This window comes from Methylocystis parvus, assembly GCF_049675845.1.
GTDB lineage: Bacteria > Pseudomonadota > Alphaproteobacteria > Rhizobiales > Beijerinckiaceae > Methylocystis > Methylocystis parvus_A.
Window position 1 is genome coordinate 3866914 of the sequence record NZ_CP187161.1, and the last position, 25128, is coordinate 3892041.

A 25128-nucleotide genomic window follows, 5' to 3' on the forward strand; every position below is an offset into this window, starting at 1 on the left:
GAGACGCAAAGATGATCCATCTGCTCACGCTCGGCGGGCCATGGTTTGTTGGCGCGCTGGCGCTCGGCGCGCTCATCGGCTTTCTCACCTTCACGCGGGCGCGGGACGCGACGTTCGGCGGCGGCTGGATCATTGCGCTCGGGGTCCTCGCGCTCTCAGTCGGCGCCGCTATCTCCTACGTCGAGATTCTGCAGGGCAGGGACGCGGCGCTCTTCGACATCGGTTACTTGGCCACGCTCGCTTATGCCGCGGGGCTTCCGCTTGGCGGCTTCATCAAATCGCTTGGCGGGGAGGGCGAAAACCGGCCAACGCCGGCCCCCATCATTGTAGCGCCCGCGCCTGTGATCGAACCCGAACCCGTCATTATTCCGCCACAGCCTGTCGCGGAAGCGGAGCGGCCGATTGCAGCGCCCGAGACTCGCACAGTCGCAGAAACGCGCCGGCCGCCCAACGCGGCGCCAGCGCCTGCCCGCGCAAAGACGCCGCGCGGCGCCAAGCCAGAGACGCTCGGCGCGCCGCGCAATGGAGCGCCCGACGATCTCTCGCGCATCAAGGGCGTCGGGCCGAAAAGCCTCGAAAAGCTCAACGCTCTGGGCGTCTTCCATTACGATCAGATCGCGGAGTGGGATCTCGAGAACGCCAGATGGATCGGCGCCGCCATCGGCGCGCCGGGCCGCGTCGAGCGCGACAAATGGATACAACAGGCGCGAGCTTTGGCCGGCGCCGGAGGGGAAGGGAAATGAAAAAGCGTCTTCTCGCGCGCGTTGCGCTCGGCGCGCTGCTGGTGTTGCCCGCCGCGCTTCGCGCCCAGGACATGCTGCAGGGCGTCGATCTCTCGCAACCGTCCTATTCGCAATCGGAGATGAGCCGCGCCGATGTGGAGGGCGCGCTCAAGGCCGGCAAGCGCGATTTTTCCGGCAAGAGCCTCAACGGGCTTGACCTTTCCGGCCTCGATTTCTCGGGCGCGAACTTCCGCGCGGCCCGGCTCAACAAGACGCGGCTGTCGGGCGCCGTTCTCGACGGCGTCATTCTCGATCAGGCCTGGCTACTGCAGGCCGATCTCACCGGCGCCTCGCTCAAGGGCGTTCACGCCTTCGCCGCGCAGATGCAGAAAATGCGCGCCGACGGGGCCGATTTCACGGGCGCGCGCGTCGCTGGCGATCTTTCCGGCGCCTCGCTGCGCGGCGCGAAATTCAACGACGCCAATCTCTCGGCGGACATGAAGAACCAATCGATGGGATTGATGCGCGCCGTGCTGCGGTCCGCCGTGCTCGAAGGCGCGCAGTTTCGCAGCGCCAATCTCATGAGCGCCGACCTGCGCTTCGCTCGCGCGTCCGGCGCCGATTTTTCCAGGGCCAATCTGATGAACGCGGATGCGTCGGGCGCTGACTTTGTTGGCGCCGTCTTCACCAAGGCGATGACGAAGGACCTCGATCTTGATTCGGCGCAGATCGATGCTTCCGCCGAACAGGCGCTCGAAAGCGCGCAGCACCTCGACCGCGCCCGACGCCAATGAGCCGGGACTCTATCCGCATCGGGATCGATCTTGGCGGCACCAAGATCGAGGCCGTCGCGCTCGATCGCGGCGGCGCCGTTCTCGCGCGCCGTCGCGTCCCAACCCCGACGCATGATTACGAAGCGATCCTGCGCGCGATCGGCGGGCTCGTGGATGAGCTGGAAGCCGGGACAGGGCGTCGCGGCACGGTCGGCGTCGGTTCGCCGGGATCGCTCTCCACGCATACCGGATTCATCAAGGGCTCCAATACGCAGGTCGTGAACGGCAAGCCGCTCGACGCCGACCTTGCGAGGCTGCTCGACCGGCACGTTCGCGTCGAGAACGACGCCAATTGCTTCGCCCTGTCCGAGGCGGTCGACGGCGCGGGGCAGGGCGCGCGCGTCGTGTTCGGCGTCATCCTCGGAACGGGGGTCGGCGGCGGCGTCGTGGTGGACGGCAAGGTCTTGTCCGGCCGAAACCACGTCGGCGGCGAGTGGGGCCATACGCCGCTGCCCTGGATGACGCGGGACGAATTTCCGGGCCTGCGCTGCTTCTGCGGCCATGACGGCTGCATCGAGACCTTCCTGTGCGGCGGTGGGCTCGCGCGAGAATATCAGCGGCGCACCGGCAAGGAAGTGAAGGGGCAGGAAATCGTCGCGCGCGCCGAGGAAGGCGAGGGCGCCGCGCTCGCAACGCTCGACGCCTATCAGGATCGACTCGCCCGCGCGCTCGCCATGATCGTCGACATTCTCGACCCCGACGTCATCGCGCTCGGCGGCGGCGTGTCGAACATATTGCGGATCTATGAGGGGCTGACGGCGCGCGTGGCCAAGCACGCCTTCACGGATGCGCTGGACACAAAAATCCTGCGCAATGTGCATGGGGATTCGGGCGGCGTCCGCGGCGCCGCCTGGCTATGGCGCGACGAGGATCAGTGACGCATGAGACGCATGATCTGCGTCTGCGCCGCATGCGCCGTCAGGTTCAGGCCTTCCCAAACCGTGCGCGTCGTCTCGCCGTGGAAAAAATGGCCGTCCATGGTCATGAAGGCGGCCAGAAAGCTCGCGATGAAACCTAGTTTAGCCATGCCGGATCAGGCGGTGAACCCCCTCCTGGGATGATCAATTGGACTCATAGGGGATCAGGTTTTCGAGTGTTTTTTGGATTTGCTTAAAATTGCGTGGATGAACCGAAAAATGTCTGCCGGCGTTTCCCGGGCCGCCGAGGCGGTGTATGCGAAAGGGCGGCGCGTTTGCGACGGGAGGGGTGGGTTCGCCCCGCCGCTGAAAACGTGTTCGGATCGACGAGAGAGCGCGCTTTTCGCGAGAACAGGATCTTCCTCAGATGGGCGCCGCCGGCGATTCGTCTTACGCATTGAAGAAGCTGGCGTTCATCTCCTCCGGCACGCCGGAGGCGGAGGAAGCGCGGCTACGTCTCGTCGAGAAATATGGCGACGCTCCTCCCGAGGAGGCGGACTGCATCGTCGCGCTGGGCGGCGACGGGCTGATGCTGCGCACGCTCCACAATTACATGGATTCCCGCAAGCCGATTTACGGCATGAATCGCGGCTCCATCGGCTTTCTGATGAACCAGTATCGCGAGACGGGGCTGCGCAAGCGCATCGCCGAGTCTAAGGCGTCGATCATCCATCCGCTGCTCATGAACGCCACAAATGTCCATGGCGACGAGTTTTCGGCCCATGCGATCAACGAAGTCTCGCTGCTCCGCCAGACTTCGCAGGTCGCGAAGCTCCGCATCCTCATCAACGGCCATGAGCGGTTGCCCGAGCTGATCACGGACGGCGTGCTGGTTTCCACCCCGGCGGGCTCGACCGCCTATAACCTCTCCGCCAACGGCCCGATCCTGCCGCTGGATTCGCCGCTGATGGCGCTCACCCCGATCTCGGCCTTCCGCCCCCGCCGCTGGCGTGGCGCCTTGCTGCCCGACGCGGCGAAGGTGCGGATCGAGGTTCTCGAAGCCGCCAAGCGTCCCGTCTCCGTCGTGGCCGACCACGATGAATTCCGCGACCTCGCTTTCGTGGACATCGAGATGGACCACGCCGCCGATCTCGTGCTGCTTCACGATCCGGGACATTCGCTGGAAGAGCGGATTTTGCGGGAGCAGTTCGGGTATTAGCGGCCCCACCCCCGCCGCTTGCCGTCCCTGCGAGGAGCGTCGCGACGACCCCATCCAGAGGCGTAATGACGCTCCTGGATGGCTTCGCTGCGCTCGCAATGACGTCGGCGGACGATCCTGCGTGTCGCTACGCCGCGTACTGCATCAGTTCCGCTTCGAACGCCGCCATGTCGATGATGGGGGCGGTGTCGATGACGACGCTTGTCGCCGGGGCCGCGACGGCCGGCGTTTGCGCTTCCGCCGCCATGCGCGCGGCCTCGGCGCGGGCCTCCTCCAGCGCGGCTTCCATCTCGAAGCGCCGCAGCAAGGCCATCAGCTTGTCGAGTTCGCCCCCATTGATCTCCTCGCAGGCCGTCAGCACGCGTTCGATCATGACGAGCGAGAGGCGCGCTTCGCCGCCCTGCACGCCGCCATATTCACGCTGCGCCTCGAGCGCGGCGCGGAAGGCCGGCAGGAATTTTTCAGGCAGTCCCGCGCGATTGTAGAGAGCCGCGAAGCCGGCGCCGCGGAAGTCGCGCAGCAGGCCGGCGACCTTGTCTTCCCGCAGTCCCGAAAGCTCGACCAGCGCCGCCTCGAAGAGATCGAGATTGGCGGAGAGCAGCGCGCGCAGCGCGAGGCTCGCCGTGAGCTGGCCGGACGCGCGCAGATGCGCGACGAGCTCGCGCAGGCCGTGGCGGCCATCATGCGCGGCGGTTTCCGCCACGATGATGACATTCGCCTTGTCGCGCTCTTCGCGCGAGAGGCGCTCCGCGCGCTCGTTCGTCAGCCAGCCGCAATCGATGACGAAGGCGGAAAGAGCGGCCGCTGTGGCGTTGACGAGATCGTTCTTCACCGTGGCGGGCAGCCAGGGGCGCGAGAGCAGGGCTTCGCGCATTTCGCCGTCGTCGCCGAAGCGCTCGATCATGCGGCGCATGGAAAATTCGGGAAGGTCCGCGCCCGGATTGACGGCGAGAGAGATCGCCGCCTCGCGCACGCCTACCTCCGCGAGCGCGGCGCAGACCCCGGCGGGAACGCGCGCCCGCAGCGCGATGGCGCTTTGCGCGAAGGCGTCGCCAATGGCGGCGCAATCGATCAGTTCGGCCTCGGTGAGCAGCGGCGAACGGGACAGGACAGGCGCCGCGACGTCGGACTGGTCGCTCGCAAGGGCGGAGACGAGAGCGTGCGGCGCGTCGGCGGCGCTGGCGAAGTTGTCGGCGAGGGCGCGTCGCACGAGCGGCGACGGATCGTCGAGAAGCGACATCAGCGCAATTTCGGTTTCGCGCCGCTCATGCGCCTCGAGATCGGAATAGAGATAAGCGCGCGCAAGCGCGCCGGCGCCTTCCGCGCGTTGCGCCGCGTTGGCCGTCTGCGCCCAGGACAGGAAATGACGCACGATCATGGGACGACTCGACCTCCGTTAACGCACCGGCTTACCTGAAAGGATTATGGCGATTTATGGTAAATTCCGCCTTAAGGCCGCGCGACTGCGCTCAAGAGACGTTCCCGAGATGCGCTCTATCCTGATCCTAGCCGCCGACGCGCCCGGCATGGCGACGCAAGCGCTGACGAGCGGAGCCTCGACGCTTTTGTTGCGCCTCGGGGGAGACGACGCGGCCGAGAGAGAGGCGGCTCGGGCTTTCGCGCGCGAATTCATTGAAGGGACGCGCGAACGCGAAAATGCTCCCCGCATTTTTGTGCAAGTCGCGCCGGCGCCGGGCGAGCTGATCGACGCAGACCTCGCGGCGGTCGTCGCCCGTGGGATTGACGGCGTGTTTCTGGAAGCCTGCGACGGACGCGCGCATGTTCAGCAGCTCGCGGCAAAGCTCTCCGTCCGCGAGGCGGCCGCAGGGCTTCCTGCCGGCTCTGTAAAGATCGTCGCGCTCGCGGCGCAGACGCCGTCCGCCATTTTCGCGCTTGGAGGGTATCGGGGAGCGTCGGGGCGCCTTGTCGGACTCGCAATGGACGAGACATCGCCGCCGAGCGGCGACGTAGCGCGGGGAACCGCCCGCGCGCTTCTCCGTCTCGGCGCCGCCGCGGCGGGCGTCGCCGCCATCGATCTTGCGCCCGATCTCGAGGGCGCGGCGCTGGACGCCGCCTGCGCGGCGGCTCGGCGGGAGGGGTTCGCCGGCTTCATCGCCCGCTCGGTCGATCAGCTCGGCGCCATAGAACGCGCCTTTGCCGGAGCGTGATCGACAAATGGCCATGATCGGCGCCATAGAACGTGACGATGACCAAGACCAATTTCCGCAAGGCGGGCTCTCTTCTCGTCGCCGCCTTATTGATCCCCGGGGCGGCGGATCAGGCCCATGCGCGCCGGGGGCATCCGGCGCCGCCGCAGACCGGGCCTGCGCAGCCCGGGCCGACGCCCGCAGCCCCCGCCAATACGGAGGGCATGTCGACCCTGCGGCTCAGCGCGACGCTCGCCGTCAATGATTCGCAGCCGGTTCGCTCGGGCCTTGTCTGGCGCGTCTTCGAAGAAGCGGCGCAACCGGATGGTTCGCACAAGCTGGTGGCGCAATCGGACGAGCCCACTCCGACCCTGCCGCTGCCCGACGGCGCCTATATCGTGCATGCGGCCTATGGGCTCGCAGGGGCGACGCGCCGCGTTCTGGTCGAGGGGCACAGCGTCTCGGAGCGCCTGCCGCTCAACGCCGGAGGCCTCAAGCTCATCGACATGCTGGGCGAGAGCAAGATTCCGCCGCAGCGCCTGTCGATCTCGATCTACGTTCCCGAGCGCGGCAATGCGGAGGCGAAACTGGTGCTGGCCGGCGCCAAGGGCGACGAGATCATCTGCCTGCCGGAGGGCGCCTATCACATCGTCTCGACGCTGCTCGACACCACGCAGGGCGCGCAGGGCGGAAACAACGCGACCAACTCGGTCGTCACCGCCGACCTGAAAGTCCCGGCAGGCAAGCTGATCGAGGCGACGCTGAAGCATCACGCGGCGACCATGACGTTGAAGCTCGTGAAAGCCCCGGGCGGCGAGGCGCTCGCCAATACGAGTTTCTCGGTTCTGACGCCGGGCGGCGACGTCATTCGCGAATTGATCGGCGCCTTCCCCTCGCTCGTTTTGGCGGAGGGCGAATATGTCGCCATCGCCCGCCACGAGGGGAAGACGTATCAGAACACGTTCCGCGTCCAGTCCACAAAGGACGCCGACGTAGAGATCGTGATGAAGGAAGACGCGCCGCCCGAGGAGCGGCCGCAGTAATTAAATCGTTGTTTTTCCTTGGCTGGGACAGCCTGGAATTATTGCCAAATTATTTCTGGACTATTTCTGGCTCCCCGTGGCGAAGCTGGTTGGTTCTAGCGTGGCTGCCGTTCGTGGCTCCCGGTGGCTCTTTTTGACTGGACCGAATCTGTCTATAAAATGAGCATTGTGATTGCGAAGCAGGCTTTCGCTGCACAAAACAGCGGCCCTTTGGCTGCTCAATAATCATATTCGCCAAGGGACCTCGCTCATGACCTCGATCGTTTGCCGCGCCGCGTTTGCCGCCCTCGCCGTCTCCCTCACCTTCGCTTCGTTCGGCGCCGCTCAGGCGCGGGACCACGGCGTCAGGCCCGCCGTTCATCGCGCCGACGATTTCTACGCCTATTCGAACGCTCCCGAGCCCGCGGCTCCCGCTCCGGCGGTCGAGAACCGCAATTGCTTCACGACCAACAGCCCGATGGAGGCCACCAAGGGCATCCGCCACTGGAGCGGCCGTTGCTGAACTGGCGAGCGATCGCCAAAAAAGAAGCCGGCGACCAAGGTCGCCGGCTTCTGCTTTTTCAGATCCCGATCGCTCAGAGCAGCGAGAAGGGGATGATCACGTCCATGTTGAACATGCCCTGCGACCTGCTCTGGCCGTTGCCGCCGCCATTGACGCCGCGGAAGAAGGGGGTCGTGCCATTGACGGCCGTATCCCAGCGGAATTCCGGACGGATGATCAGGCCGGTGATGATCGGCATCTTCGGCAGCTCCGGCGTGATGGTCACGCCGGCGGTCAGGCCCAGATAGCTCGTGCCCTGGCCGCCCGGACGGAAGATGCAGGAGTAGCAGGGGAAGCCGTGGAAGGCGTTGACCGCGTCATAGTAGCCCGGGAAGGCCGCCACGAAGAAGTTCTTGTTGTCGCGGTAATATTCGACGCGGCCATTGATCTTGAAGATGTCGTTGACCTTGTAGGACGCGTATTGCGCGATCGCGTACGAGTCTGCGCCCTGCGGCTTGAGCGGCACGCCGGCGAGGTTGGTGCCGAAGGTTCCGTCGAGGAGGCCGATCGTCGTCGCCGACAGGCCGGTCTGCGAAATCGGGTTCGAGCCGCTCTCGCGATTATAGGCCATGTCCGTGATGAGCGTCAGATTATCCGTCACCTTCCACGTCGTGGTGAGGTTGGCGAAGGTGCGGTTCGCGGAGTTCGGATCGCAGACGCACGCCAGCGGCGTGTTCGGCCAGGTGAGCGCCAGAGCGCCCGGGAACGGCGCGAACGGCACGAACGGATTGCCGCGCTGGACGGGGTTTTCCGGACCATGGTGGACAATGCCCATGATGGTCAGGTTCCCGTCGAGCAGGTTGAGGCCGAAGCCGCCGTGGAAGGAGGGTGAGTTGTTGTTGTCGCCCGGCCAGCCGGGGAAGCCGGTGTTCACGCCGGTGGTGACGCCCGTATAGATATCCAGCCAGTCGCGCACGTGGGTCGTGAACATCGCGCCCGTGTGAATGAAGGGCCCGAAGTTGAAGATGTAGGAGTGGCTGTAGAAGAGGTTGTCCTTCGCGTACATGACTTCAGCGCCATTGTACGTCGGGAACTGACCGACCTTCACGTCGATGCCGCCCTGCGAGATGAAGCTCGTCCAGGGAAGGTGCGCCTGAAGGTTCGCTTCCAGGAAGCCGATCTGCGTGCGGTCCGCGATCGCATATTCGAGGGTGCCGGTATAATGATTATACCGCATGTCCTCGCCGATCTGGAGCTGCGCCTTGAAGCCGAAGTCATAGGTGGTCGACTTCGAGTCCAGCGGACGCTGCACCGTCAGCACCGCGCCGTTGAAGGTCGGCCAGTTGGCGCGGTCGGTATAGAGGTGACCCCAGTTCAGCTTGTTGAAGGGCTGATTGAAGTTCACGGCGACGCCGCCCTCGACGTAACCATCGACGGTGACCGTATCCAGCCAAGCCGGCGGCGGCGGCGGGGCCGCCGGCGCCTTCTTGGCGGCGATGTCGGCCGCCATTGCCATGTTGGCCGCGAGAGACGCAGCAGTTACGACGGGGAGGTAGTACCACTTCATGCCAGGAACTCCGGTTAGGAGACGAAACCTGTAGCGATAACAATCTCAGGACCGCGTGCATTCAAGCTCAAGTGCAACGCAAATGCCTATTCAATAGGCAAAATTGGCCGTTCTGAATATTTGTGTCAGCGTATGTGGCGCTAATGTCACAATTTGCGGAGGTCTGATCTGGAGGTTTTTTCCGAATTGTTAACCATCCAGCGCGGAAAGCACCGGCTGCGGCGGGGCCGAGCTTGAGGCGCCCGAGTGTTGATTCGCCACGCCGTCTAATGCCTCCAGGCGCTTGCCAGCCCGATTTCGGGGCCCACCTTCTCAGTGACGGTCGTGTTTCGCGGACGTCCAATAAGGAGGGGTAGCCAGTATGTCGGGAAACGAACAGGAAACAGGGCCGGACTTCGCCCAGGGAATCTCGCTCGACGCTCTCTCGCCGGGCGCGCCGTTGCGGGGGCAGGTGGGCGGCAAGGCCGCGATCATGGTCCGCGTGGGGGAGGACGTCTTCGTCGTCGGCGCTTTCTGCACGCATTACCACGGGCCGCTGGATGAGGGCCTTGTCGTTGGAGAGACGGTTCGTTGCCCCTGGCATCACGCCTGTTTCAGCCTGCGCTCCGGCGAGGCTCTGCGCGCCCCGGCTTTCGACGCGCTGCCGAGATGGCGTGTCGAGCGAATCGGCGGGCAAATTTTCGCCCGCGAAAGGATCAGGGAATCCGAGCCGCGGCCCGCGCCGGCGCGGGCGCCTCGGTCAGTCACCATTGTCGGCGCCGGCGCTGCTGCTTTTGCGGCGGCTCATGCGCTTCGCGCCGATGGCTATGACGGCGTCATCGAGATGATCGGCGCCGATCCGGCGCAGCCCTACGACCGCCCGAACCTCTCCAAGGATTATCTCGCCGGAACGGCCCAGCCCGAATGGCTGCCTTTGCGCGACCCCGCCTGGTATCGAGAGAATGGCGTACTCCTGCGCCTGGGCCGCAAGGTCGACTCTCTCGATGTCGCAGCCAAGCGGCTGACGCTCGACGGCGGAGAGGCGGTCTCATACGACGCGCTGCTGCTCGCGACTGGGGCGGAACCGGTTCGCCTGCCCATACCCGGCGCGGACGGGCCGAAGGTTCATTACCTGCGCAGCATCGCCGACGCCGACCGCATTATCGCCGCCAGCGCGGGGGCGAAGCGTGTCGCCGTCATCGGCGCGAGCTTCATCGGGCTCGAAGTGGCGGCGTCGCTGCGCGGGCGGGGGCTGGAGGTTCACGTCGTCGCGCCGGAGGCCGTCCCCATGGCCCGTATTCTGGGGCCGGAGCTCGGCGCGCATGTGAGAAGGCTCCATGAGAATCACGGCGTCGTTTTCCATCTCGAGGATACGGCGACGCAGATCGGGGAGGGGGGCCTGTCGCTCGAGAAAGGCGGCGCCCTCGCGGCGGATTTCGTCGTGATCGGCGTCGGCGTGCGGCCCAATCTCGCGCTGGCCGAGGCCGCCGGACTCGCGACCGACAAGGGCGTGCTCGTCGACGAATATCTTATGACGAGCGCGGCGGACGTCTACGCGGCGGGAGACATCGCCCGCTGGCCCGACAAGATCACCGGCGAAAATATTCGTGTCGAGCATTGGGTCGTGGCGGAGCGGCAGGGACAGACGGCCGCGCGCAACATGCTCGGCGCAAAGGAGCGCTTCGACGCGGCGCCCTTCTTCTGGAGCCAGCATTACGACCAGGTCGTTTCCTATGTCGGCCATGCGCCGGGGTGGGATCGCCACGAGATTGCGGGCGATCCGGCCGCGGGCGACTGCACCGTGTCCTACTACAAAGGGGATCGGAAACTTGCTGTCGCGACGCTGGGGCGGGACCTTGAAAGTCTGAAAGCCGAAGAGGCCTTCGAGAAGGCGATGGCTTCGCTGGCGTGAACGAAAAGGGCGCGGGAATGTCCCGCGCCCGTGAATCCTTCCTGAGCGCCTTTACGCTCAGTCGAAGCGGCCTCCCGCGTGGCCGAGCATGGTGTAGACCTTGCCCGCGTCGCCCGTGAGCAGGTCGAGCGCCTTGGAGCCGTCGCGATCGCCACGGCTCGTTTCGACGAGCAGATCCTCGAAGTGGCGCACATAGTGGTCGACGGTCGCCCGGAATTCAGGATCGATCCGGTAGCGGCGGCGAATCTCCTCAAAGGTCTGATGGCCCTGCGCCGTGTAGAGGCGACGGCCGAAGAGTCCGCCCTTCTCGCCCCGTTGATAGCGGCGCCACAGCTCCGCGACCGCGGCGTTGTCGACCATGCGGGCGATGTCGAGCGTGAGGCTGTCCAGCGCGCCGGCGTTGCCCTGACGCGGCGCGCGCCCGGGCGGAACCTGCGGCGCCGGCTGCTGCGCGGCGGGCGCGGCCCGTTGCGGCGCCTCGTCGCGCGAGGCGCGGGCGAGGAGATCGCTCAGCCAGCCGCCCTGGGGTTCGCGCGGGGGCTCGGCGGCGCGCGGCGCGGGGGCAGGGGCGGGCGGAGGCGGAGCCGCGGCGAGGCGCGGCTTCGGCTGCTCGGCGCGCGGGGCCGCCTCGAAGACGCGGCGCGCAACGGGCGGGGCCTGTTCCGCGACGTCATAGACGCGGCCCGAGCGCGCGACGATGTCGGTGAGCTCGTTCAGCGCCTTCACCTGATCGCCCACGACCCGGCGCAGCGCCGCGGCCTGCTCGGCTGTCTCGCGCGGCAATTCGGTCGCGCCGCGACGCACCTCTTCGCGGGTTTCCTCCAGTTCGCGATGGATGCTGCGCGAAAGGCCGCGGATTTCCTCGGCCGTGGACTGGAAGCGCGCGCTCGCCTCGTTGAAAAGGCGGTTGATCTCGTCATTCGCCTGGGTGAAGGCGGCGCGCAGCGCTTCTTCGGTTTCCGCGCGCTGGCCCTCGGCGGCGGAGCGGATATGGGCGAAGCGGGACTCGACGAGATTGGCGGTCTCCTCGGTGGTCGCCGAGAGGGCGCCGCCAATGTCGTGAGAGCGGCTTTCGATCGCGCGGAAGGTATCCTCCATCCGCTGCGCGAAGCTCGCCAGCACGCCCTCGACTTCGGAGCGCTTGCCTTCGACGAGCGTGACGAGGTTCTCGAGCGTGTGGCGGCGGGATTCGAAGACGGAGTCGAGCGCCTGCTGGCTTTCTGCGAGCTGCGCGGCGCTTTGCGCCAGAGCCTGCTGGCGTTCGCCCAGCGCGTCGGCGATGGTGTGGGCGTTGCTGATCGTGCCGCCCGCGACGTCGCTGATCTGCTGCACCTGACCGGAAACGACGCGGATCGCCTCCTGGAACTCGGTGAGGCGCGTTCCCAGCTCCCGCTCCAGATTGACGAGATTGCCGCCGGTCTTGTCGATGATGGCGTGCAGAGAGGTGTTGGTCTGGCCGAGCTTGTCGAGCAGGGTGGGCAGCTCGGCGCGGATCTTGTCGTTCATCGCGACAAGGGCGCCGATCGACGTCTGCGCTCCGGCGTCGAGCGCCTGGGCGAGCGATGCGGTCGACTCTTCGATCGACTGCGACAGCTCTTCGCGCTTGTCGCCGAGATGGCGGACGATCGCGGCGCCGCGCGTCTCGATCGTCTTGGCGATCAATTCGCCGACGCTCGCAAGCTCGTTCGTCACGGCGCCGCCGCGTTCGCCGAAGGTCATCTCGATATGCGCCAGACGCTCGTCGAGCGCGGTCTGCAGCTGAGATAGACGCGCGTCCAGCGCGCCGCTGATTTCGCCGACGCGCTCGGTGAGCGCCTGGCCGAGATCGCCGGTGCGGGCGTGCATCGTCGTGTCCAGCTCGCGGCGCGCTTCGGCCAGCGTGTGGTTGATGTCCTGGAGGCGCGCGCTGATCGACTCGATGACGTTGCGGCTGCGGTCGTCGATTTCGTTCGAAACGGAGCCCAGGCGCTCGACGACGTTCTTCTCGAAGAGCTCGATGCGCCCGTCCAGCGTTTCCGCGAGATCCCTGGCGCGGCCGCCCAGCGTTTCGTTGATCTCCGCCGCCTTGGAGGCGAGCGTCGCGGCCAGCTCCGAGGAGCGGTTGAGCAGCACGGAGTCGACGTCCTTGAGCTTGGCGTCAAGCGTCTGCACGACCTCGCGGCCGCCTTCGCCCATGACGCGGGCGACCTCGAGCGCGTGGCTCGCGAGAGACTCCTGCAGCTTCTGGCCGCCGGCGCCGAGGCCCGCGTCCATGTGCTTGACGAGATCCTCGATGCGCTGCGCCGCTTCCCGCGTGCGGGCGTCGCTGACATTCTCGAAGGCTTCGATCTTGCTCGACATGACGGCGGCGATGTTGTCCGCGCGCGCGCCGAGCTTTTCGACGAGCTGCTCGCCCTTCGTGCCGATCGTGTGGTCGATGGCGTCGAGCTTGGAGCTGACCTCGGTCGCGAGCTTGCCGACCTGTTCGCTCAGGCGCGTGAAGGCCGAGACGGTGGTCGCGTCGAGTTCGCTCACGAGCTTGCCGCCGCGCACCGAGATCGCGTCGTCGATCGTTTCGAGGCGCGTGTCGATCTCATGCGCGAAGTGCCGCGAATTGTCGCCGATGCGCGCGGCGAACTGATCCACCTGCTCGGCGAGCTTGTCGACGAAGGCGCCGCCCTGCGCGCCCATCGTCTGGTCGATGGCGTCGAGCTTGGCGTCGAGCGACGAATAAAGCTGCTGAGAGCGCTCGTCGATGCGGGCCGCGATGCGGTCCGCCTGCTCGGCGAGCTTGCCGACCAGCGCGCCGCCCTGCGCGTTCACCGTATGATCGATGGCGCCCAGGCGGGTTTCGAGTTCGGCGGAGAGCTGCTGCGCGCTTGCGCCGACGCGGTCCGCGAACTGGTTGGTCTGCGCCGCGATCTGCTCCACGAGCGCCGCGCCGCGCAGCGACACCGCGTCGTCCAGCGCGGAGAGGCGCGCGTCGATCTCCTGCGAGAAATGGCGCGAATTGTCGCCGATGCGCGAGACGATCTGATCCGCCTGCGCGGCGATGCGGTCGACGAGCGCGCCGCCTTGAGAGGCGAAAGACTGGTCGATGGCGTTGATGCGGTCGTCGACGCTCGCGACGAAACGCTCGGTCTGCGCGCCGATGCGCGCGTCGGCGTCTTCGGTGCGCTGGGCGAGGTGCTGCACCAGTTCGCCGCCGCGTCCGCCGATCACCTCTTCGATGACGTTCAGGCGCTGGGCGACCTCGTTGCTGAGCTGCGAGGCATGCTCGGCGACTCGATCCGCAATGGCCGAGCCGTCGCGAAGCAGCGCGTTCTCGAACTGTCCGAGCTGCGCGCCGAGAGTCGTGGCGATGCGTTCGCCGTGCTCGGCGAGCGAGACGACGACTTCCTTGCCCTGTTCGAGCACGGCGCTCTCAAACGCGACGAGACGCTCGCCAAGCGCTTCGTTGAGGCGCTCGCCCTGCGTCGCGAGGGCGACCACGGCGTCGCTGGCCGTGGCGGCGAAGCGGTCCTGCATCGTTTCCGAATTCTGGGCGAGGGCCGAGGTGGCTTCTGCGACGCTGCGCTGCAGGGTCTCGCGAAGCGCCACGCTGCTCGTCTCCAGCTCCTGGAGGGCGCGCTCGCGCGTCTCCTCCATGGTGTGGGCGACGGCCATTCCAGCGTTTTCGAGCGCGGCCATGCGCTCGCCCAGCAGTTCGTCGACGCGCCTGGCGTGGTCGGCGACGAGCGCGGAGACGTTTTCGCTGTGGCGGCGAACCGAGGATTCGAAGGCGCCGACGCCGTTCGTAAGCGTGCCGGCCATGCGGGCGCTCTCTTCCTCGATCCGGCGCGCGGTCTCGGCGTTGAGCTGCTGTATGGCGTTCTCGAAGGCCTGCAGGCGCACGGCGAGATCCTCGCCCGCGCTCGTCGTCTGCTCGAGCACCTTCTGTGCGATTTCGTCGCCCTGGCGCAGGAAGGTGTCCTCAAACGAAGCGAGGCCATGCGCGAAGGCGGCGTTGACTTCCTCGCTCTTTGAGGCGACGCGCGCGGCCGCCTCGCTGCTGTGGCGGGCGACGGCCTCCGCGAATGCGGCGAGGCCTTCCGTGACGGAAGTCATCGCCTGCTCGCCATGCTGCGCGACGCGCGCGGTGACGGCTTCGCTCTGGCGCAGAATGGCGTCCTCGAAGGAGGCGAGGCCGAGCGAGAGATTGTTGAGAGCCCGGTCGCCCTGTTCGGCGACCCGGGACGTCGCTTCCTCGCTCTTCTTCGCGACTGTGTCTTCGAACGTGGCGATGTGGCGCGTGATTTCGCTCGTCGCGCGTTCGCCATGCGAGGAGACGAGATGCGCGACTTCCTCGGCGCCGCGCGAGATGGTTTCCTCGAGCGCCGCGATCTGGCGCGCGAGTTCGGTCGTGGCGCGCTCGCCATGCGTCGAAACGAGATTGGCGACGTCCTCGCCGCTGCGCGCGACGGTCTCTTCGAGCGTGGCGATCTGGCGCGAGAGCTCGCTCGTCGCGCGTTCGCCATGGGTCGCGACGAGATTGGCGACCTCTTCGCTGCTGCGCGAGACGGTCTCTTCCAGGGCCGCCATCTGACGCGTGAGTTCGGCGGTCGCGCGATCGCCATGGGTGGCGACCAGCGTGGCGATCTCGTCGCGGCTGCGGGCGACGGTCTCCACGAAGGAGGCGATCTGCTGGGTGAGGTCCGCGGTCGCGGCGTCGCCATGGAGCGCGACCATGTCCGCGACGTCCTTGGCGTGGCGCGCGACGTTCTCGTCGAAGGCCGCAAGCTGTTCGGCGAGCAGGGCGCGGGCGCGCTCGGCCTGTTCGGAAACGCGGTTCGAGAGTTCTTCGCCATGCTCCGAGACGGCGCCTTCGAACGCCGCAAGGCGGTCCGAAACCAGCGCGGCGGCGCGCTCGCCCTCGGTGACGACGCGGGCCGCGACGTCGGCGCCCCGCTGCGTGAAGGTCGACTCGAAGGCCGCGAGTCGGTCCGTAAGGATCGTCGTGGCGCGCTCGCCATGTTCGGCGACGCGGGCGGCGACGTCCGCGCTATGGCGCGCGACCGCGGCCTCGAAGGCGCCGATCTGCTCCACGACGTTGGTGGAAGCGCGGTCGCCCTGCTCGGTGAGGCGCGCCGCTACGGTTTCGCTGCGCTGGAGGATGGCGTCCTCGAAGGAGGCGAGGCCGGCCGAGAGGTTCGTCAGCGCCCGGTCGCCATGTTCCGCGACGCGCGCGGCGATTTCCTCCCCGCGCAACGCGATGGCCGCCTCGAAGGCCTCGACATGATTCGCCAATGCGCCGGTCGCCTTCACGCTCTCTTCCGCGACGCGGCTTGCGACCTGCTCGGTCTGCGACGTGACCGCCTCCTGGAAGGAAGCGAGCTGTTCGGTGAGTCTCGTCGACGAGCGGTAGCCATGTTCGGCGACCCGCGAGGTCAGTTCTTCGCTGCGCTGCGCGACCGTCGCCTCGAAACTGGCGAGTTGTTCGGCGAGCGTCGCCGTCGCGCGTTCGCTATGCTCGGTGAGCCGCGCCGCGACGTCCTCGCTCTTCGCCGCGACCGCGGATTCGAACGCCGCGACCTGCTCGGCGATGCCGCCGGCGGCGCGTTCGCCCGTCTCGGCGACGCGGGCCGCGACGCCCTCGGTCTGCGACAGCAGGGCGTCTTCGAAGGCGGCGATGCGCTCAGCGAGAGTGGCGCTGGCGCGGTCGCTGTGCTCCGACACGCGCTCGCTTGTTTCGGCGACTCGCGCCGCGACGCCCTCGGTCTGCGACAGCAACGCGTCTTCGAAAGCGGCGATGCGCTCTGCGAGAGTGGCGCTGGCGCGCTCGCTGTGCTCCGACACGCGCTCGCTTGTCTCGGCGACCCGCGCCGCGACGCTCTCCGTGTGCGAATGCATCGCCTCTTCAAACGCGGCGATGCGCTCGGCGAGCGTTGCGCTAGCGCGCTCGCTATGCTCGGCCACGCGCGCGGCGATGTCGTCACTGCGTTGCGCGACCGTGTCCTCGAAGGCCGCCAGACGGCCGGAGACGGTGGTCGTGGCGAAATCCGCCTGCTCTGCGACGCGGGACGCGACTTCTTCCGTGCTGCGCGCCAGCGCTTGCTGGAACTCGGCGAGGCGCGAGGTCAGCGTGTTGGTGGCGCGATAGCCATGCTCCGTGACGCGGGCCGCGAGTTCCTCGCCGCGCGTCGCAAAGACCTTTTCGAAATCCGAGAGGCGGCCGGTAAGCTCGGCCGACGTTTTTTGCGTGTGGTCCGCGATGCGGCCCGCCATCTCTTCGCCCTGCCGGGTGAAGGTCTCCTCGAAGACGGCGAGGCCTTCGTTCAGCGCAGTGGTCACGCGGTCGCCATGTTCGGCGACGCGCAGCGCAGCGTCGGCGCTGTTCTTCACGACCGCGTCCTCGAAGGCCGCGAGCCGTTCGGAAAGCGTCGTTTCGAGCTGGCCGCCGCGCTCGCTCACCCGGTCGATCATGTCTTCGCCGCGCTTGAGCACCATGCGCTCGAAATTGTCGAGGCGCTCGGCGAGCGTTTCGTTCACGCGGTCGCTATGCGAGCCAAGCGCCGAAACCGCGTCGCTCGCGACGCTGACAAAGCGGTTCTGCAGCGTGTCGGCCTGTTCGACGAGAGAGGAGGCCGTCTCGCTGAGGCTGCGCGTGAGAGAGCCGTGGATCGCCTTGCCGCGCGCCTCGAACTCCTGATGCGCCTTGATGTTGGTTTCCTCCATCAGTCCCAGCAGGCGGGTCTCGGCGCTCTCGAAAGTGGACTTCGCCGTCTCGACCTGCTCGGCGACGCTCGCCGTCAGACGGTTGGCGGTTTCCGCGAGCGACTTGTCCAGCGCGCCGCCATGGGTGGAAATCGCTTCGTTGATGACGCCGCCGGTCTCGGCGAGGCGCACGATCAGACGGTCGCCCTGGCCGCCGATGGAGTCGGCGAAGCTGGTTCCAAGCTGCTCGAAGCGCTCGAGGATCGTCGCGCCGCGCACGCCGAAATCGACGGAAAGCGCTTCGCCCGCGGTCTGCAGCTTGGTTCCGACCTCGGCCACGCCGTCGGTGAAGCGACGCGAAACGTCCTCGGTCGCGCCGGCGATCTGCTGCGCGACGACGTCGCCGGTCTGCGTGAGGACGCCCACGACCCGGTCGCCATGAGAAGCCAGGGTGGATTCGAAATTATCGCCCGCCTTCTCCAGCGCGAGCTTGATTTCCTCGCCCTTCGTGCCGAGCGACGAGGTGACGCGCGAACCCGCTTCGCTCACGGCTTCCGCAAGATGGGCGGAGGTCGCGGCGAGTTCCTGAGACAGCGCGTCGCGCGCGCCAAAGAGCGCCGAGCGGGCGTTGTCGGCGTTGACGACGATCGCCTCGCGCTCGCGGGTCAGTTCGTCAATGAGAAGGCGGATGCGGCGCTCGTTCTCCGTGTAGGAGCGCTCGAGATTCGTAACCTCGGTGCGCACGATGACCTCGAGCTCGCCGGCGCGGGCGAGCGCGCGCTCGATGCCGTCGCCCATCGAGGCGGCCTCGCGGCGGATCGCCTGGGAAAGCGAAACGACCTGCTCGGTCGCAATCGTCTCGGGCTCGATGAGGCGGATGGCGACCTCGGTCATCGAATTGGCGATGAGGCGCATCTCGTGGGCGCGGCGCGCCATCAAGCCCGTGATGAAGAGAAAGATCGTGGGGCCGACAAGCGCGGCGATCGTGAGGACAGGCTTGGGCGCGAGGAAGGAGCCGTCGGCTTCGACAATCTCGCCCTGATGGAAAAACACATAAAGAATCCAGCAGACCGCCCAGAGCGCGATCGACGCGAAGGTCATCGCCATGATGCTGCGGTTCGGCGCTATCTGCAGCGCGGCGCGCAATTCGCCCACGGTGCGGCGGTCGTCATTCGCGGGCGCGATCGTCGGCGGCATGAGCGGCGGCTTCGGCGGCTCCCGCGTCTCGACCTTGCGAGACATGGCCTGGCTCATGCTCATTGCGCCCGCCGCGGTCGAGGTCGCGGACTCGGGATGCGGCTCCTCCGTCGTCGGAGCGCCGCTTTCCGTCGCGGGAGGCGCGCCAAGGTCGAGCGCCTCCTCGATAGCGGAAAGAGCGGCGGAGGCCGCGTCCTGAATCTTGCCAGATTTCGACATCGCGTAACTCTCCGAGCGGCGACAAGGCGCACCGCTCCCAATGCGCCCGAAGGTGCGGGCGCCCAAAGGATTAACCAAATCTTACAGCCCATGCCCTGCAATTGAAACACAGGCTCACGCCGTAATCCGAAACTTCGTTAACGCGACCTTCAGAAGTGGGCGCGAGTCTTGTCGGGAGGAAGGCTGGACGGCGCGCAGACCTCAGCCACATAGCCTTGTAAGCGCGGCGATTTCAGAGGCGGCAGGCTTCCTTGCGCGAGACTGGAGACGTGATGGCGAAGATTGCGCCTGTTTACGAAGACTGGGGCGGGGCGGAGCCAGGCGATGGTCCCGCTTCCCCCATTCTCGACCTCGTTCACCTTTCGCGCCAGACCTTCGGCGATCATGCGCTCGAGATGGAGCTTTTGTCGCTTTTCGACCGGCAGGCGGAGCATTTCTCGGCGAGGCTGTCCGGGGACGACGCCCATGCGGGCGGCTCCCGGGCCGATCTCGCGCATACGCTGAAAGGCTCAGCGCGGGCGGTCGGCGCCTTCGCCCTGGGCGACGCGGCGGAGGCCTATGAGGGGGCCTTGCGCGTCGGCAGGGACGATCGCGCGCTGCGAGAGCCGCTGGTCGCGGCGATCGCGACGGTTCGCGCGGCGATCTCCGAGCTTTTCGAACGGGCCTAAAACGGCCCGATCGGGAAATATTTGAGATAGAGCTCCGCGAACGCGCCCTTTCGGTCGAGCCTCGCCAGCGCGTAATCGAGCGCCCGCCGCAAGGGCTCGTTGCCCTTCTTCACGGCGACGCCGACGCCCTCGCCAAAATAGCGCGGATCGGTGAACGGCCCGTCCTTGAAGCTGCAGCAACCCGCAGCCTCGGCGCCGTTGAGCCAGAAGGAGAGGCTGACGGCGTCGCCGAAATGCGCCGACACCTTGCCGTTCCTTAGCGCGTTGCGCGCGAGGGCCGGCGTCTCGAAGGTCACGAGCTCCGCTCGCGGATAAAACGCCTTGAGAAAGGCCTCGTGGCGCGAGCCCGCCACGACGGCGATCTTGCGGTCGGCGATGACCTCCGGCGTCGCGGCGGGCAGGGTCGTATCCTTGAGCATGACGAAGCGGCCGGGCGTCAGGAAGTAAGGCGCCGTGAAATCGGCTTTTCCGCGCGTCTCGTCATTGATCGCGAGCGACGCGATGACGGCGTCGCCGCTATTGTCGTCGAGGGAGGGGATCAGCAGCTCCCAGCTGCGACGCTGAATGCTGCAGGGCGCGTCGAGCTCCGCGCAGATGGCGCGCGCGAGATCGACGTTGAAGCCGGCGAGCTGCCCGTCCCCCAGAAGAAAATTGAAGGGCGGAAAATCGTCCTCGGTCAGGAAGCGGATCTGCTTTATGCGCAAGAGATCGGGCTTCTGCAGCGAATGCTGGGGATCGAAAAAAGACGGAGGGGCCGAGGCTTGCGCTCCCGCCGGCGCGGCAGGCGTCGAGGCGCTCGAAATGAGCAGGGCGAGGCCGGCGGCGAGGGCGCTCAGGTGAAATCGACGCAAGGGCGCTCCCGATGGCTGAACGGGCGGGCGGGAAGATGTTGCGAAATCGCCGCCGAGGGTGAATAGTCAAGCTCGAGTAAATTCGTTCATAGAGTTTTAGTTCATGAGCATGGCGTCGGTCGACCCTTTTCCTGTCGATCCCTTCTCCCGGGCGCGGGAGGAGGCGCGCAGCCGACAGCGCGGCCCCGCGGACCCGGCTCCCTCCACACGCCGCTTCGCGGCTGTCCGGGACAGCGTTCCGCGCCCGCCGCCGGTCGAGATCGCTTTTCTCCTGAACTACGGCGTCCCCGTCGAGGCTTTGCATTATGCGGCCTCTGTCGCGCGCCGACAGGGCGTCTCGGCCGATGCGGTGCTGCTCGCGGAGGGCATCGTCGCCGAGGAGGTGTTCTATCGCGCGCTCGCCGATCATTTGCGCGTGCGTTTCATTGCAGAGGCTTTCGATCTCGCGCCCGGCGCCTTTGGGACGGCGGGCCAGGGCTACGCGCCGCTGCGCGTGGGCAAGGACGGGTTACGCTGGCTCTTCGCGCCGGCGGGCACGGAAATCTTCCGCCTGATGAGCGTCGCCCGCGCGGCCAAGGGGCGTCCGCTCTTCGCGGTGACGACGCGCACGCGCTTTCTTTCGGCGCTTCGCGACGCCTATCCGCCGGAGGCGGCGCGCGCCGCGAGCTTCTCCGCCGAGCGGGTCGACAAGGATCTCTGCGTGCGCGGCTCCCTGAAACGGGCTCCGCTCGCGTTGGCCTCGGCGGTTCTCTTCGGGCTCGTCGCCTGTCTCTTCCTGCCATTCGAAGCGGCGAGCCTTCCCGCGGCCTTCATCCTCGCGGCGGCGTTTCTGTCCAGCGTCTTTCTTCGCCTCGGCGCCTGCGCCGCGAGTTTCAGGGAGGAGCCGGCGCCGCCTTTCATCGAGGATGCGCGACTGCCGGTCTACACCGTCGTGATCGCGCTCTACAAGGAGGCGGCCGTCGCGCGCCAGCTTGCGCGCGCGATCGATCGCTTCGACTATCCGCGCGCCAAGCTCGACGTGAAATTCGTCGTCGAATGCGACGACGACGAGACGGCGGCGGCCTTGCGCGCCCATCCGCCCCGCTCGCCACACGAGATCGTCGTGGCGCCGGACGGTGAACCGCGCACCAAGCCGCGCGCGCTCAATATCGCCATGCCGCTGGCGCGCGGTTCGCTCGTCGCCGTTTATGATGCGGAGGATATTCCCGACGGTCGCCAGTTGCGGCGCGCGGCCTCGCTTTTCGCCGCCGCGCCGAAGGAGGTCGCCTGCCTTCAGGCGAGCCTCGTGATCGACAATGGCGGGCTGAACTGGATGACAGGGATGTTCGCGCTGGAATACGCCGCGTTGTTCGACGCCTACAACAAGGGTCTTGCGACGCTCGGCCTGCCGCTTTTTCTCGGGGGCACGTCAAACCATTTTCGCTTCGAGGCGCTGCGGGAGATCGGCTTCTGGGACGCCTATAACGTCACCGAAGACGCAGATCTCGGCCTGCGCCTCGCGCGCGCCGGCTATGCCGTGCGCACTTTCGATTCTCACACATTCGAGGAAGCGCCCGCTGTTTTCCGCGCCCTGGTGAAGCAGCGCACGCGCTGGCTTAAAGGGTGGATGCAGACGGCGATCGTGCATTGCCGCCATCCCGCCCGCCTCGTCGCCGATCTCGGCGCGAAGCGCGCCCTCGCCGTCCTCGCCATGTTTGTCGGCGGCGTGCTCGGCCCGCTGTTGGGTCCACTGCTTGTGAGCAGGCTCGTTTATGATGCGCTCTTCGGCGCGCTGCTGGCGCCGAAGACGCCCTTCGAGACGGCTTGCAGCGCGCTCTGGTGCTTGGTCGCGATCTCTGGAGTCGCAGCGTTGATCTTGCCGCTTCTGGTCGGCATGCGACGGCGCAAGCTCGCGGCCCATCGAGCGGCGCTGTTATGGCTGCCGCTCTGGCTCCTCATGCTCAGCATCGCCTGTTGGCGCGCCTTTTTCGAACTCTGGCGCAAGCCCTTTCATTGGGAAAAGACGGAGCATGGCCTCACCATGCGCGGCCATTCCCAATCAGGCGAAGAGCCATTGCTTGAGGGTGAAGCCGGCGCTTAGCGCCTTGCTGTAATGCTCGTGCAGAACGATGTGAGTCATGCCCGCGCGCGGCAGGTCGCTCTTCTTGAGGCGGCGGAAGAAGGGGATGAGAACTTCCTCGAAATTGCCCACCGTATATTTGCCGGCATGGCGATCCGCGACGCGCTCGGCCACATTGGTGAAGAGCAGCATCAGCGCCTTGAACAAGGCGGGATTGGCGATGTTCTCGTCGATGGCGTGCAGACCGAGGCCATGGCGGCAGGCGCGCAGATAAGCGTTGAGCACGGCATAGACTTCATCTGCCGGCGCGCCGACGAATGCGCCCTTGATCGAGCGCAGTCCGGCGTTGAAAGTCACGCGCGAGATCATGTTCTTCTTGCGCTCGGCCGGGCTCAGATAGCCCGCAAGCGCACTGTCCTTGCGGTTGTGAAAGAGGTCGAAGACATTGTGCAGAAGCGCTTCCGTCTCCGTCTCCACCTCGGAAAGGCGGCGGATGTCGAGCAGCAGCTCGTTGGGCACGGGCCGCTGCTTGGTGTTGATGTCCATGAACAGGCGACATTCCTGCGCGCGCGTCAGCCGATTGTAAATCACAACCGGAACATTCACCGAGCTTTTGGCCAGCTTGAAGCCGAAGACGCGGTGTTGTCCGTCGATGATGAGGAAGGCCTTCGGATCCTTGCGGAAGGTGAGCGCGCACGTTTCCTTGTCGAAAGCGAGGTGCGCGCGAGTCTGCGCAGAAAGCACCACGGCGCTAGGCACCGTTCCGAAACCGGCGTCGATGTAGCGCGCGATGGATTTGGCGCGCTTTTGATCGAGAAGGCGTTGGAAGCCGTCGATCGGGTTCTCCGAGCGGGCTTCCACCGTGCAGGTCTGCGCAAGGAGGTCGCTCGGCAGCACGAGGGAATAAAAGCGATGCTTGCCCTGCGTGACGACGAAGGCGCGTTCGCTCACCGTCTTGGCTTTTGAGGCGTCCGGCCGGCGGGTGGAAAAGTCGGCGTCGTCGGCAAGGGGGGTGGAGTCGGCGATATCGCCAATCGTGTCCCGATCCATTGTCGTGATCCCATCAAGCGCGAACTTGACAGCGTTCGCGATAGCTGACTCGACGAATCAAAATCGGCACTCGCGGCGAGGCTAGGCGGGAATGGCGACGAGAACAAGACGGGAAAAGCCCGGATTTCAGGCTTCCGGGCGCGGTTATTCAGGGGCGGGGCGCCAAATCCAGCCGATCGCCGCCCCCAGGAGGCTCAGAGCCATGACGTAATGGAAGGGCGCCAGGACGAAGCCCGGTTGCGTCACGAGCGCCGCCATGGCGGGCGGCGCCGTTCCGCCGACGATGGCGTAGGCGGTGTTGTAGGAGAGAGCGAAGCCGGTGAAGCGCACCTGCGGCGGGAAGCTGCGGATGATCATGTAGGGGCTGAGCGTGATCGTCCCGATCAGGAACCCGCCAAGCGCATAGAGTTGCAGGAAGCGCGGGTCGCCGTCTCTCAATGTGGAGGCGAGCGCCGCCGCGAGGAGAAACATCAGCGCGCCGCCTGCCGCATAGGCGCGCTTCGCCCCGACGAAATCGGCAAGCCAGCCGGCGGCGACGCTGCCGAGGATCAGCAGAAAGATGGCCCAGCAATTGGCGGTGAAGACCTCCGCCGCGGGAAGTTTCCACTGGGCCTGAAGATAGGTCGGCAGATAGAGGAAATAGACGACGAAGACCCCGGAGAAGACCCATGTCGCCGCGAGGGAGACGGCGACCCGGCTCTTGAAGCGCGCGAAAACTTGGGAAATGGGCAGATGCGGGTCGTGCTCCCGCCTTTCGCGAAGCGCCTCGAAGACCGGCGTCTCCTGCAGATATTTGCGCAAGTAAACGGAGATCAGGCCGAAGACGCCGCCGACGAGAAAGGGGAGCCGCCAGCCCCAGGCGACGAGATCCTCGGCGCTCATGGCGGCGGAGAGAATTTTCGCCGTGAGCGCGCCGATGAGGATGCCGACGCAAAGGCCCGCCATCAGCAGTCCGGCCGCGAAGCCCACGCGGTTTTTGGGAACATGTTCGGCGCAGAAAATCCATGCGCCCGGAACCTCGCCGCCGACGGAGAGGCCCTGCATCAGCCGGCACGCCAGAAACAGGAGCGGCGCCGCGACGCCGGCCGCGCCGTAATCGGGCAGGAGGCCGATCAGGAGCGTGGGGAAGGCCATCAGGAACAGCCCGAGCGAAAACATTTTCTTTCGGCCGATCCGGTCGCCGAAATGCGCGAAGACCACGCCGCCGATCGGGCGGACGAGATAGCCGGCGGCGAAAATGCAGAAGACCTGAAGCTGCGTCAGCCATTCGGGGCTGTCATGGGGGAAGAAGACGGCCGCGAGGGTCTTGGTGAAGAACACCGCCACGATGAAGTCGTAAAACTCCAGCGCGCCGCCCAGCGACGCGAGCGCCAGTGTTTTCATGTCGCTGCGCGAAAGGGGCGTCCGCGCCATGGCGTCGCCCGCGGAGAGTTCGATCGTCATTTTCCTCGCCCCGTCACAAGAGGCGGGGCTATAGCCTATTTCTGGTCTCGGGCTAAGCCGCGGCGCGGCGGGCCTTCCTTTGCCGCGCCGGGGGCTGTATTATTTTTCTCAAAACGGCCCGGCGGGTTGGAGGCGTTTCGCCCATGAGGTCGATCATCTCGTCGATCAGACGATGGACAGGACAGCCGCTCTCGCGGCGCTTCAACAGA

At 66.6% G+C, this 25128-nt stretch carries 17 protein-coding genes; 10 read left to right on the forward strand and 7 right to left on the reverse strand.

Annotation, left to right across the window (positions count from 1 at the left end; translation table 11 throughout):
- Positions 1-11: 11 nt before the first annotated feature.
- Genes ACPFMJ_RS19965 through ACPFMJ_RS19975 form a run of 3 tightly spaced genes read left to right on the forward strand, consistent with a single transcriptional unit; the run spans position 12 to position 2433 of the window.
- Complete coding sequence (locus tag ACPFMJ_RS19965) at positions 12-743, forward strand: hypothetical protein (RefSeq protein WP_424361632.1); 732 nt, start codon at positions 12-14, stop codon at positions 741-743.
- Entirely contained in the window at positions 740-1516 is a 777-nt protein-coding gene (locus tag ACPFMJ_RS19970; protein ID WP_424361633.1) for a pentapeptide repeat-containing protein, read from the forward strand. Before ACPFMJ_RS19965 ends, ACPFMJ_RS19970 begins: the two co-directional genes overlap by 4 nt.
- A complete protein-coding gene (locus ACPFMJ_RS19975; protein ID WP_424361634.1) occupies positions 1513-2433 on the forward strand; it encodes an ROK family protein in 921 nt (306 codons plus the stop codon). Before ACPFMJ_RS19970 ends, ACPFMJ_RS19975 begins: the two co-directional genes overlap by 4 nt.
- On the opposite strand, the gene ACPFMJ_RS19980 is transcribed toward ACPFMJ_RS19975, so the two are convergent.
- The gene (locus tag ACPFMJ_RS19980) at positions 2427-2582 is read right to left on the reverse strand and encodes a hypothetical protein (RefSeq protein WP_424361635.1); all 156 of its coding nucleotides are present in this window, start codon (positions 2580-2582) and stop codon (positions 2427-2429) included. The genes ACPFMJ_RS19975 and ACPFMJ_RS19980 overlap by 7 nt on opposite strands.
- Before the next feature lie 257 nt (positions 2583-2839).
- Between ACPFMJ_RS19980 and ACPFMJ_RS19985 the strand changes: the two genes are divergently transcribed.
- Positions 2840-3631, forward strand: a complete 792-nt coding sequence (locus tag ACPFMJ_RS19985) for an NAD kinase (RefSeq protein ID WP_424361636.1) — start codon at positions 2840-2842, stop codon at positions 3629-3631.
- A 127-nt stretch (positions 3632-3758) separates the two neighbouring features.
- Here ACPFMJ_RS19985 and ACPFMJ_RS19990 read toward each other — a convergent pair whose 3' ends face one another.
- Complete coding sequence (locus ACPFMJ_RS19990; RefSeq protein WP_424361637.1) at positions 3759-5009, reverse strand: DUF2336 domain-containing protein; 1251 nt, start codon at positions 5007-5009, stop codon at positions 3759-3761.
- 109 nt (positions 5010-5118) lie between these two features.
- On the opposite strand from ACPFMJ_RS19990, the gene ACPFMJ_RS19995 reads away from it, so the two are divergent.
- From ACPFMJ_RS19995 to ACPFMJ_RS20005, 3 genes are all read left to right on the forward strand, one after another.
- Positions 5119-5799: an aldolase/citrate lyase family protein gene (locus ACPFMJ_RS19995; RefSeq protein ID WP_424361638.1), complete on the forward strand. Its 681-nt coding sequence runs from the start codon at positions 5119-5121 to the stop codon at positions 5797-5799.
- A gap of 38 nt (positions 5800-5837) precedes the next feature.
- Positions 5838-6821: a hypothetical protein gene (locus ACPFMJ_RS20000; RefSeq protein WP_424361639.1), complete on the forward strand. Its 984-nt coding sequence runs from the start codon at positions 5838-5840 to the stop codon at positions 6819-6821.
- 250 nt (positions 6822-7071) lie between these two features.
- Positions 7072-7323, forward strand: coding sequence for a hypothetical protein (locus ACPFMJ_RS20005; RefSeq protein WP_424361640.1), 252 nt, complete (start codon positions 7072-7074; stop codon positions 7321-7323).
- 73 nt (positions 7324-7396) lie between these two features.
- Here ACPFMJ_RS20005 and ACPFMJ_RS20010 read toward each other — a convergent pair whose 3' ends face one another.
- Positions 7397-8869 (reverse strand): outer membrane beta-barrel protein, encoded by a 1473-nt coding sequence (locus tag ACPFMJ_RS20010; protein ID WP_424361641.1) that lies wholly within the window; start codon positions 8867-8869, stop codon positions 7397-7399.
- Positions 8870-9230: 361 nt separating this feature from the next.
- On the opposite strand from ACPFMJ_RS20010, the gene ACPFMJ_RS20015 reads away from it, so the two are divergent.
- Positions 9231-10760 carry an FAD-dependent oxidoreductase gene (locus tag ACPFMJ_RS20015; protein WP_424361642.1) on the forward strand — a complete coding sequence of 510 codons (1530 nt, stop codon included), beginning with the start codon at positions 9231-9233 and terminating at the stop codon, positions 10758-10760.
- 57 nt (positions 10761-10817) lie between these two features.
- On the opposite strand, the gene ACPFMJ_RS20020 is transcribed toward ACPFMJ_RS20015, so the two are convergent.
- A complete protein-coding gene (locus ACPFMJ_RS20020; RefSeq protein WP_424361643.1) occupies positions 10818-18848 on the reverse strand; it encodes a hypothetical protein in 8031 nt (2676 codons plus the stop codon).
- Between the two features lie 272 nt (positions 18849-19120).
- Between ACPFMJ_RS20020 and ACPFMJ_RS20025 the strand changes: the two genes are divergently transcribed.
- Complete coding sequence (locus ACPFMJ_RS20025; RefSeq protein WP_424361644.1) at positions 19121-19516, forward strand: Hpt domain-containing protein; 396 nt, start codon at positions 19121-19123, stop codon at positions 19514-19516.
- Here ACPFMJ_RS20025 and ACPFMJ_RS20030 read toward each other — a convergent pair.
- Positions 19513-20367, reverse strand: a complete 855-nt coding sequence (locus ACPFMJ_RS20030) for a transporter substrate-binding domain-containing protein (protein WP_424361645.1) — start codon at positions 20365-20367, stop codon at positions 19513-19515. The genes ACPFMJ_RS20025 and ACPFMJ_RS20030 overlap by 4 nt on opposite strands.
- A gap of 103 nt (positions 20368-20470) precedes the next feature.
- Here ACPFMJ_RS20030 and ACPFMJ_RS20035 point away from each other — a divergent pair, with 103 nt between their 5' ends.
- The gene (locus tag ACPFMJ_RS20035) at positions 20471-22447 is read left to right on the forward strand and encodes a glycosyltransferase (RefSeq protein WP_424361646.1); all 1977 of its coding nucleotides are present in this window, start codon (positions 20471-20473) and stop codon (positions 22445-22447) included.
- Here the strand turns inward: ACPFMJ_RS20035 and ACPFMJ_RS20040 are convergent.
- Both ACPFMJ_RS20040 and ACPFMJ_RS20045 read right to left on the reverse strand, forming a co-directional pair.
- Complete coding sequence (locus ACPFMJ_RS20040; protein ID WP_424361647.1) at positions 22406-23476, reverse strand: DGQHR domain-containing protein; 1071 nt, start codon at positions 23474-23476, stop codon at positions 22406-22408. The two genes, ACPFMJ_RS20035 and ACPFMJ_RS20040, sit on opposite strands and share 42 nt — an antisense overlap.
- A gap of 144 nt (positions 23477-23620) precedes the next feature.
- Entirely contained in the window at positions 23621-24919 is a 1299-nt protein-coding gene (locus ACPFMJ_RS20045) for an MFS transporter (protein WP_424361648.1), read from the reverse strand.
- Positions 24920-25128: the final 209 nt, after the last annotated feature.

What these genes read in the sequence shown, in the direction of transcription:
- ACPFMJ_RS20005 (WP_424361640.1), top strand. Translation starts at nt 7,072, where the DNA reads ATGACCTCGATCGTTTGCCGCGCCGCGTTTGCCGCCCTCGCCGTCTCC.
- ACPFMJ_RS20035 (WP_424361646.1), top strand. Translation starts at nt 20,471, where the DNA reads ATGAGCATGGCGTCGGTCGACCCTTTTCCTGTCGATCCCTTCTCCCGG.
- ACPFMJ_RS19995 (WP_424361638.1), top strand. Translation starts at nt 5,119, where the DNA reads ATGCGCTCTATCCTGATCCTAGCCGCCGACGCGCCCGGCATGGCGACG.
- ACPFMJ_RS20000 (WP_424361639.1), top strand. Translation starts at nt 5,838, where the DNA reads ATGACCAAGACCAATTTCCGCAAGGCGGGCTCTCTTCTCGTCGCCGCC.
- ACPFMJ_RS19985 (WP_424361636.1), top strand. Translation starts at nt 2,840, where the DNA reads ATGGGCGCCGCCGGCGATTCGTCTTACGCATTGAAGAAGCTGGCGTTC.
- ACPFMJ_RS19980 (WP_424361635.1), bottom strand. Translation starts at nt 2,582, where the DNA reads ATGGCTAAACTAGGTTTCATCGCGAGCTTTCTGGCCGCCTTCATGACC.
- ACPFMJ_RS19990 (WP_424361637.1), bottom strand. Translation starts at nt 5,009, where the DNA reads ATGATCGTGCGTCATTTCCTGTCCTGGGCGCAGACGGCCAACGCGGCG.
- ACPFMJ_RS20040 (WP_424361647.1), bottom strand. Translation starts at nt 23,476, where the DNA reads ATGGATCGGGACACGATTGGCGATATCGCCGACTCCACCCCCCTTGCC.
- ACPFMJ_RS20045 (WP_424361648.1), bottom strand. Translation starts at nt 24,919, where the DNA reads ATGACGATCGAACTCTCCGCGGGCGACGCCATGGCGCGGACGCCCCTT.
- ACPFMJ_RS20020 (WP_424361643.1), bottom strand. Translation starts at nt 18,848, where the DNA reads ATGTCGAAATCTGGCAAGATTCAGGACGCGGCCTCCGCCGCTCTTTCC.
- ACPFMJ_RS19970 (WP_424361633.1), top strand. Translation starts at nt 740, where the DNA reads ATGAAAAAGCGTCTTCTCGCGCGCGTTGCGCTCGGCGCGCTGCTGGTG.
- ACPFMJ_RS19965 (WP_424361632.1), top strand. Translation starts at nt 12, where the DNA reads ATGATCCATCTGCTCACGCTCGGCGGGCCATGGTTTGTTGGCGCGCTG.
- ACPFMJ_RS19975 (WP_424361634.1), top strand. Translation starts at nt 1,513, where the DNA reads ATGAGCCGGGACTCTATCCGCATCGGGATCGATCTTGGCGGCACCAAG.
- ACPFMJ_RS20015 (WP_424361642.1), top strand. Translation starts at nt 9,231, where the DNA reads ATGTCGGGAAACGAACAGGAAACAGGGCCGGACTTCGCCCAGGGAATC.
- ACPFMJ_RS20025 (WP_424361644.1), top strand. Translation starts at nt 19,121, where the DNA reads ATGGCGAAGATTGCGCCTGTTTACGAAGACTGGGGCGGGGCGGAGCCA.
- ACPFMJ_RS20010 (WP_424361641.1), bottom strand. Translation starts at nt 8,869, where the DNA reads ATGAAGTGGTACTACCTCCCCGTCGTAACTGCTGCGTCTCTCGCGGCC.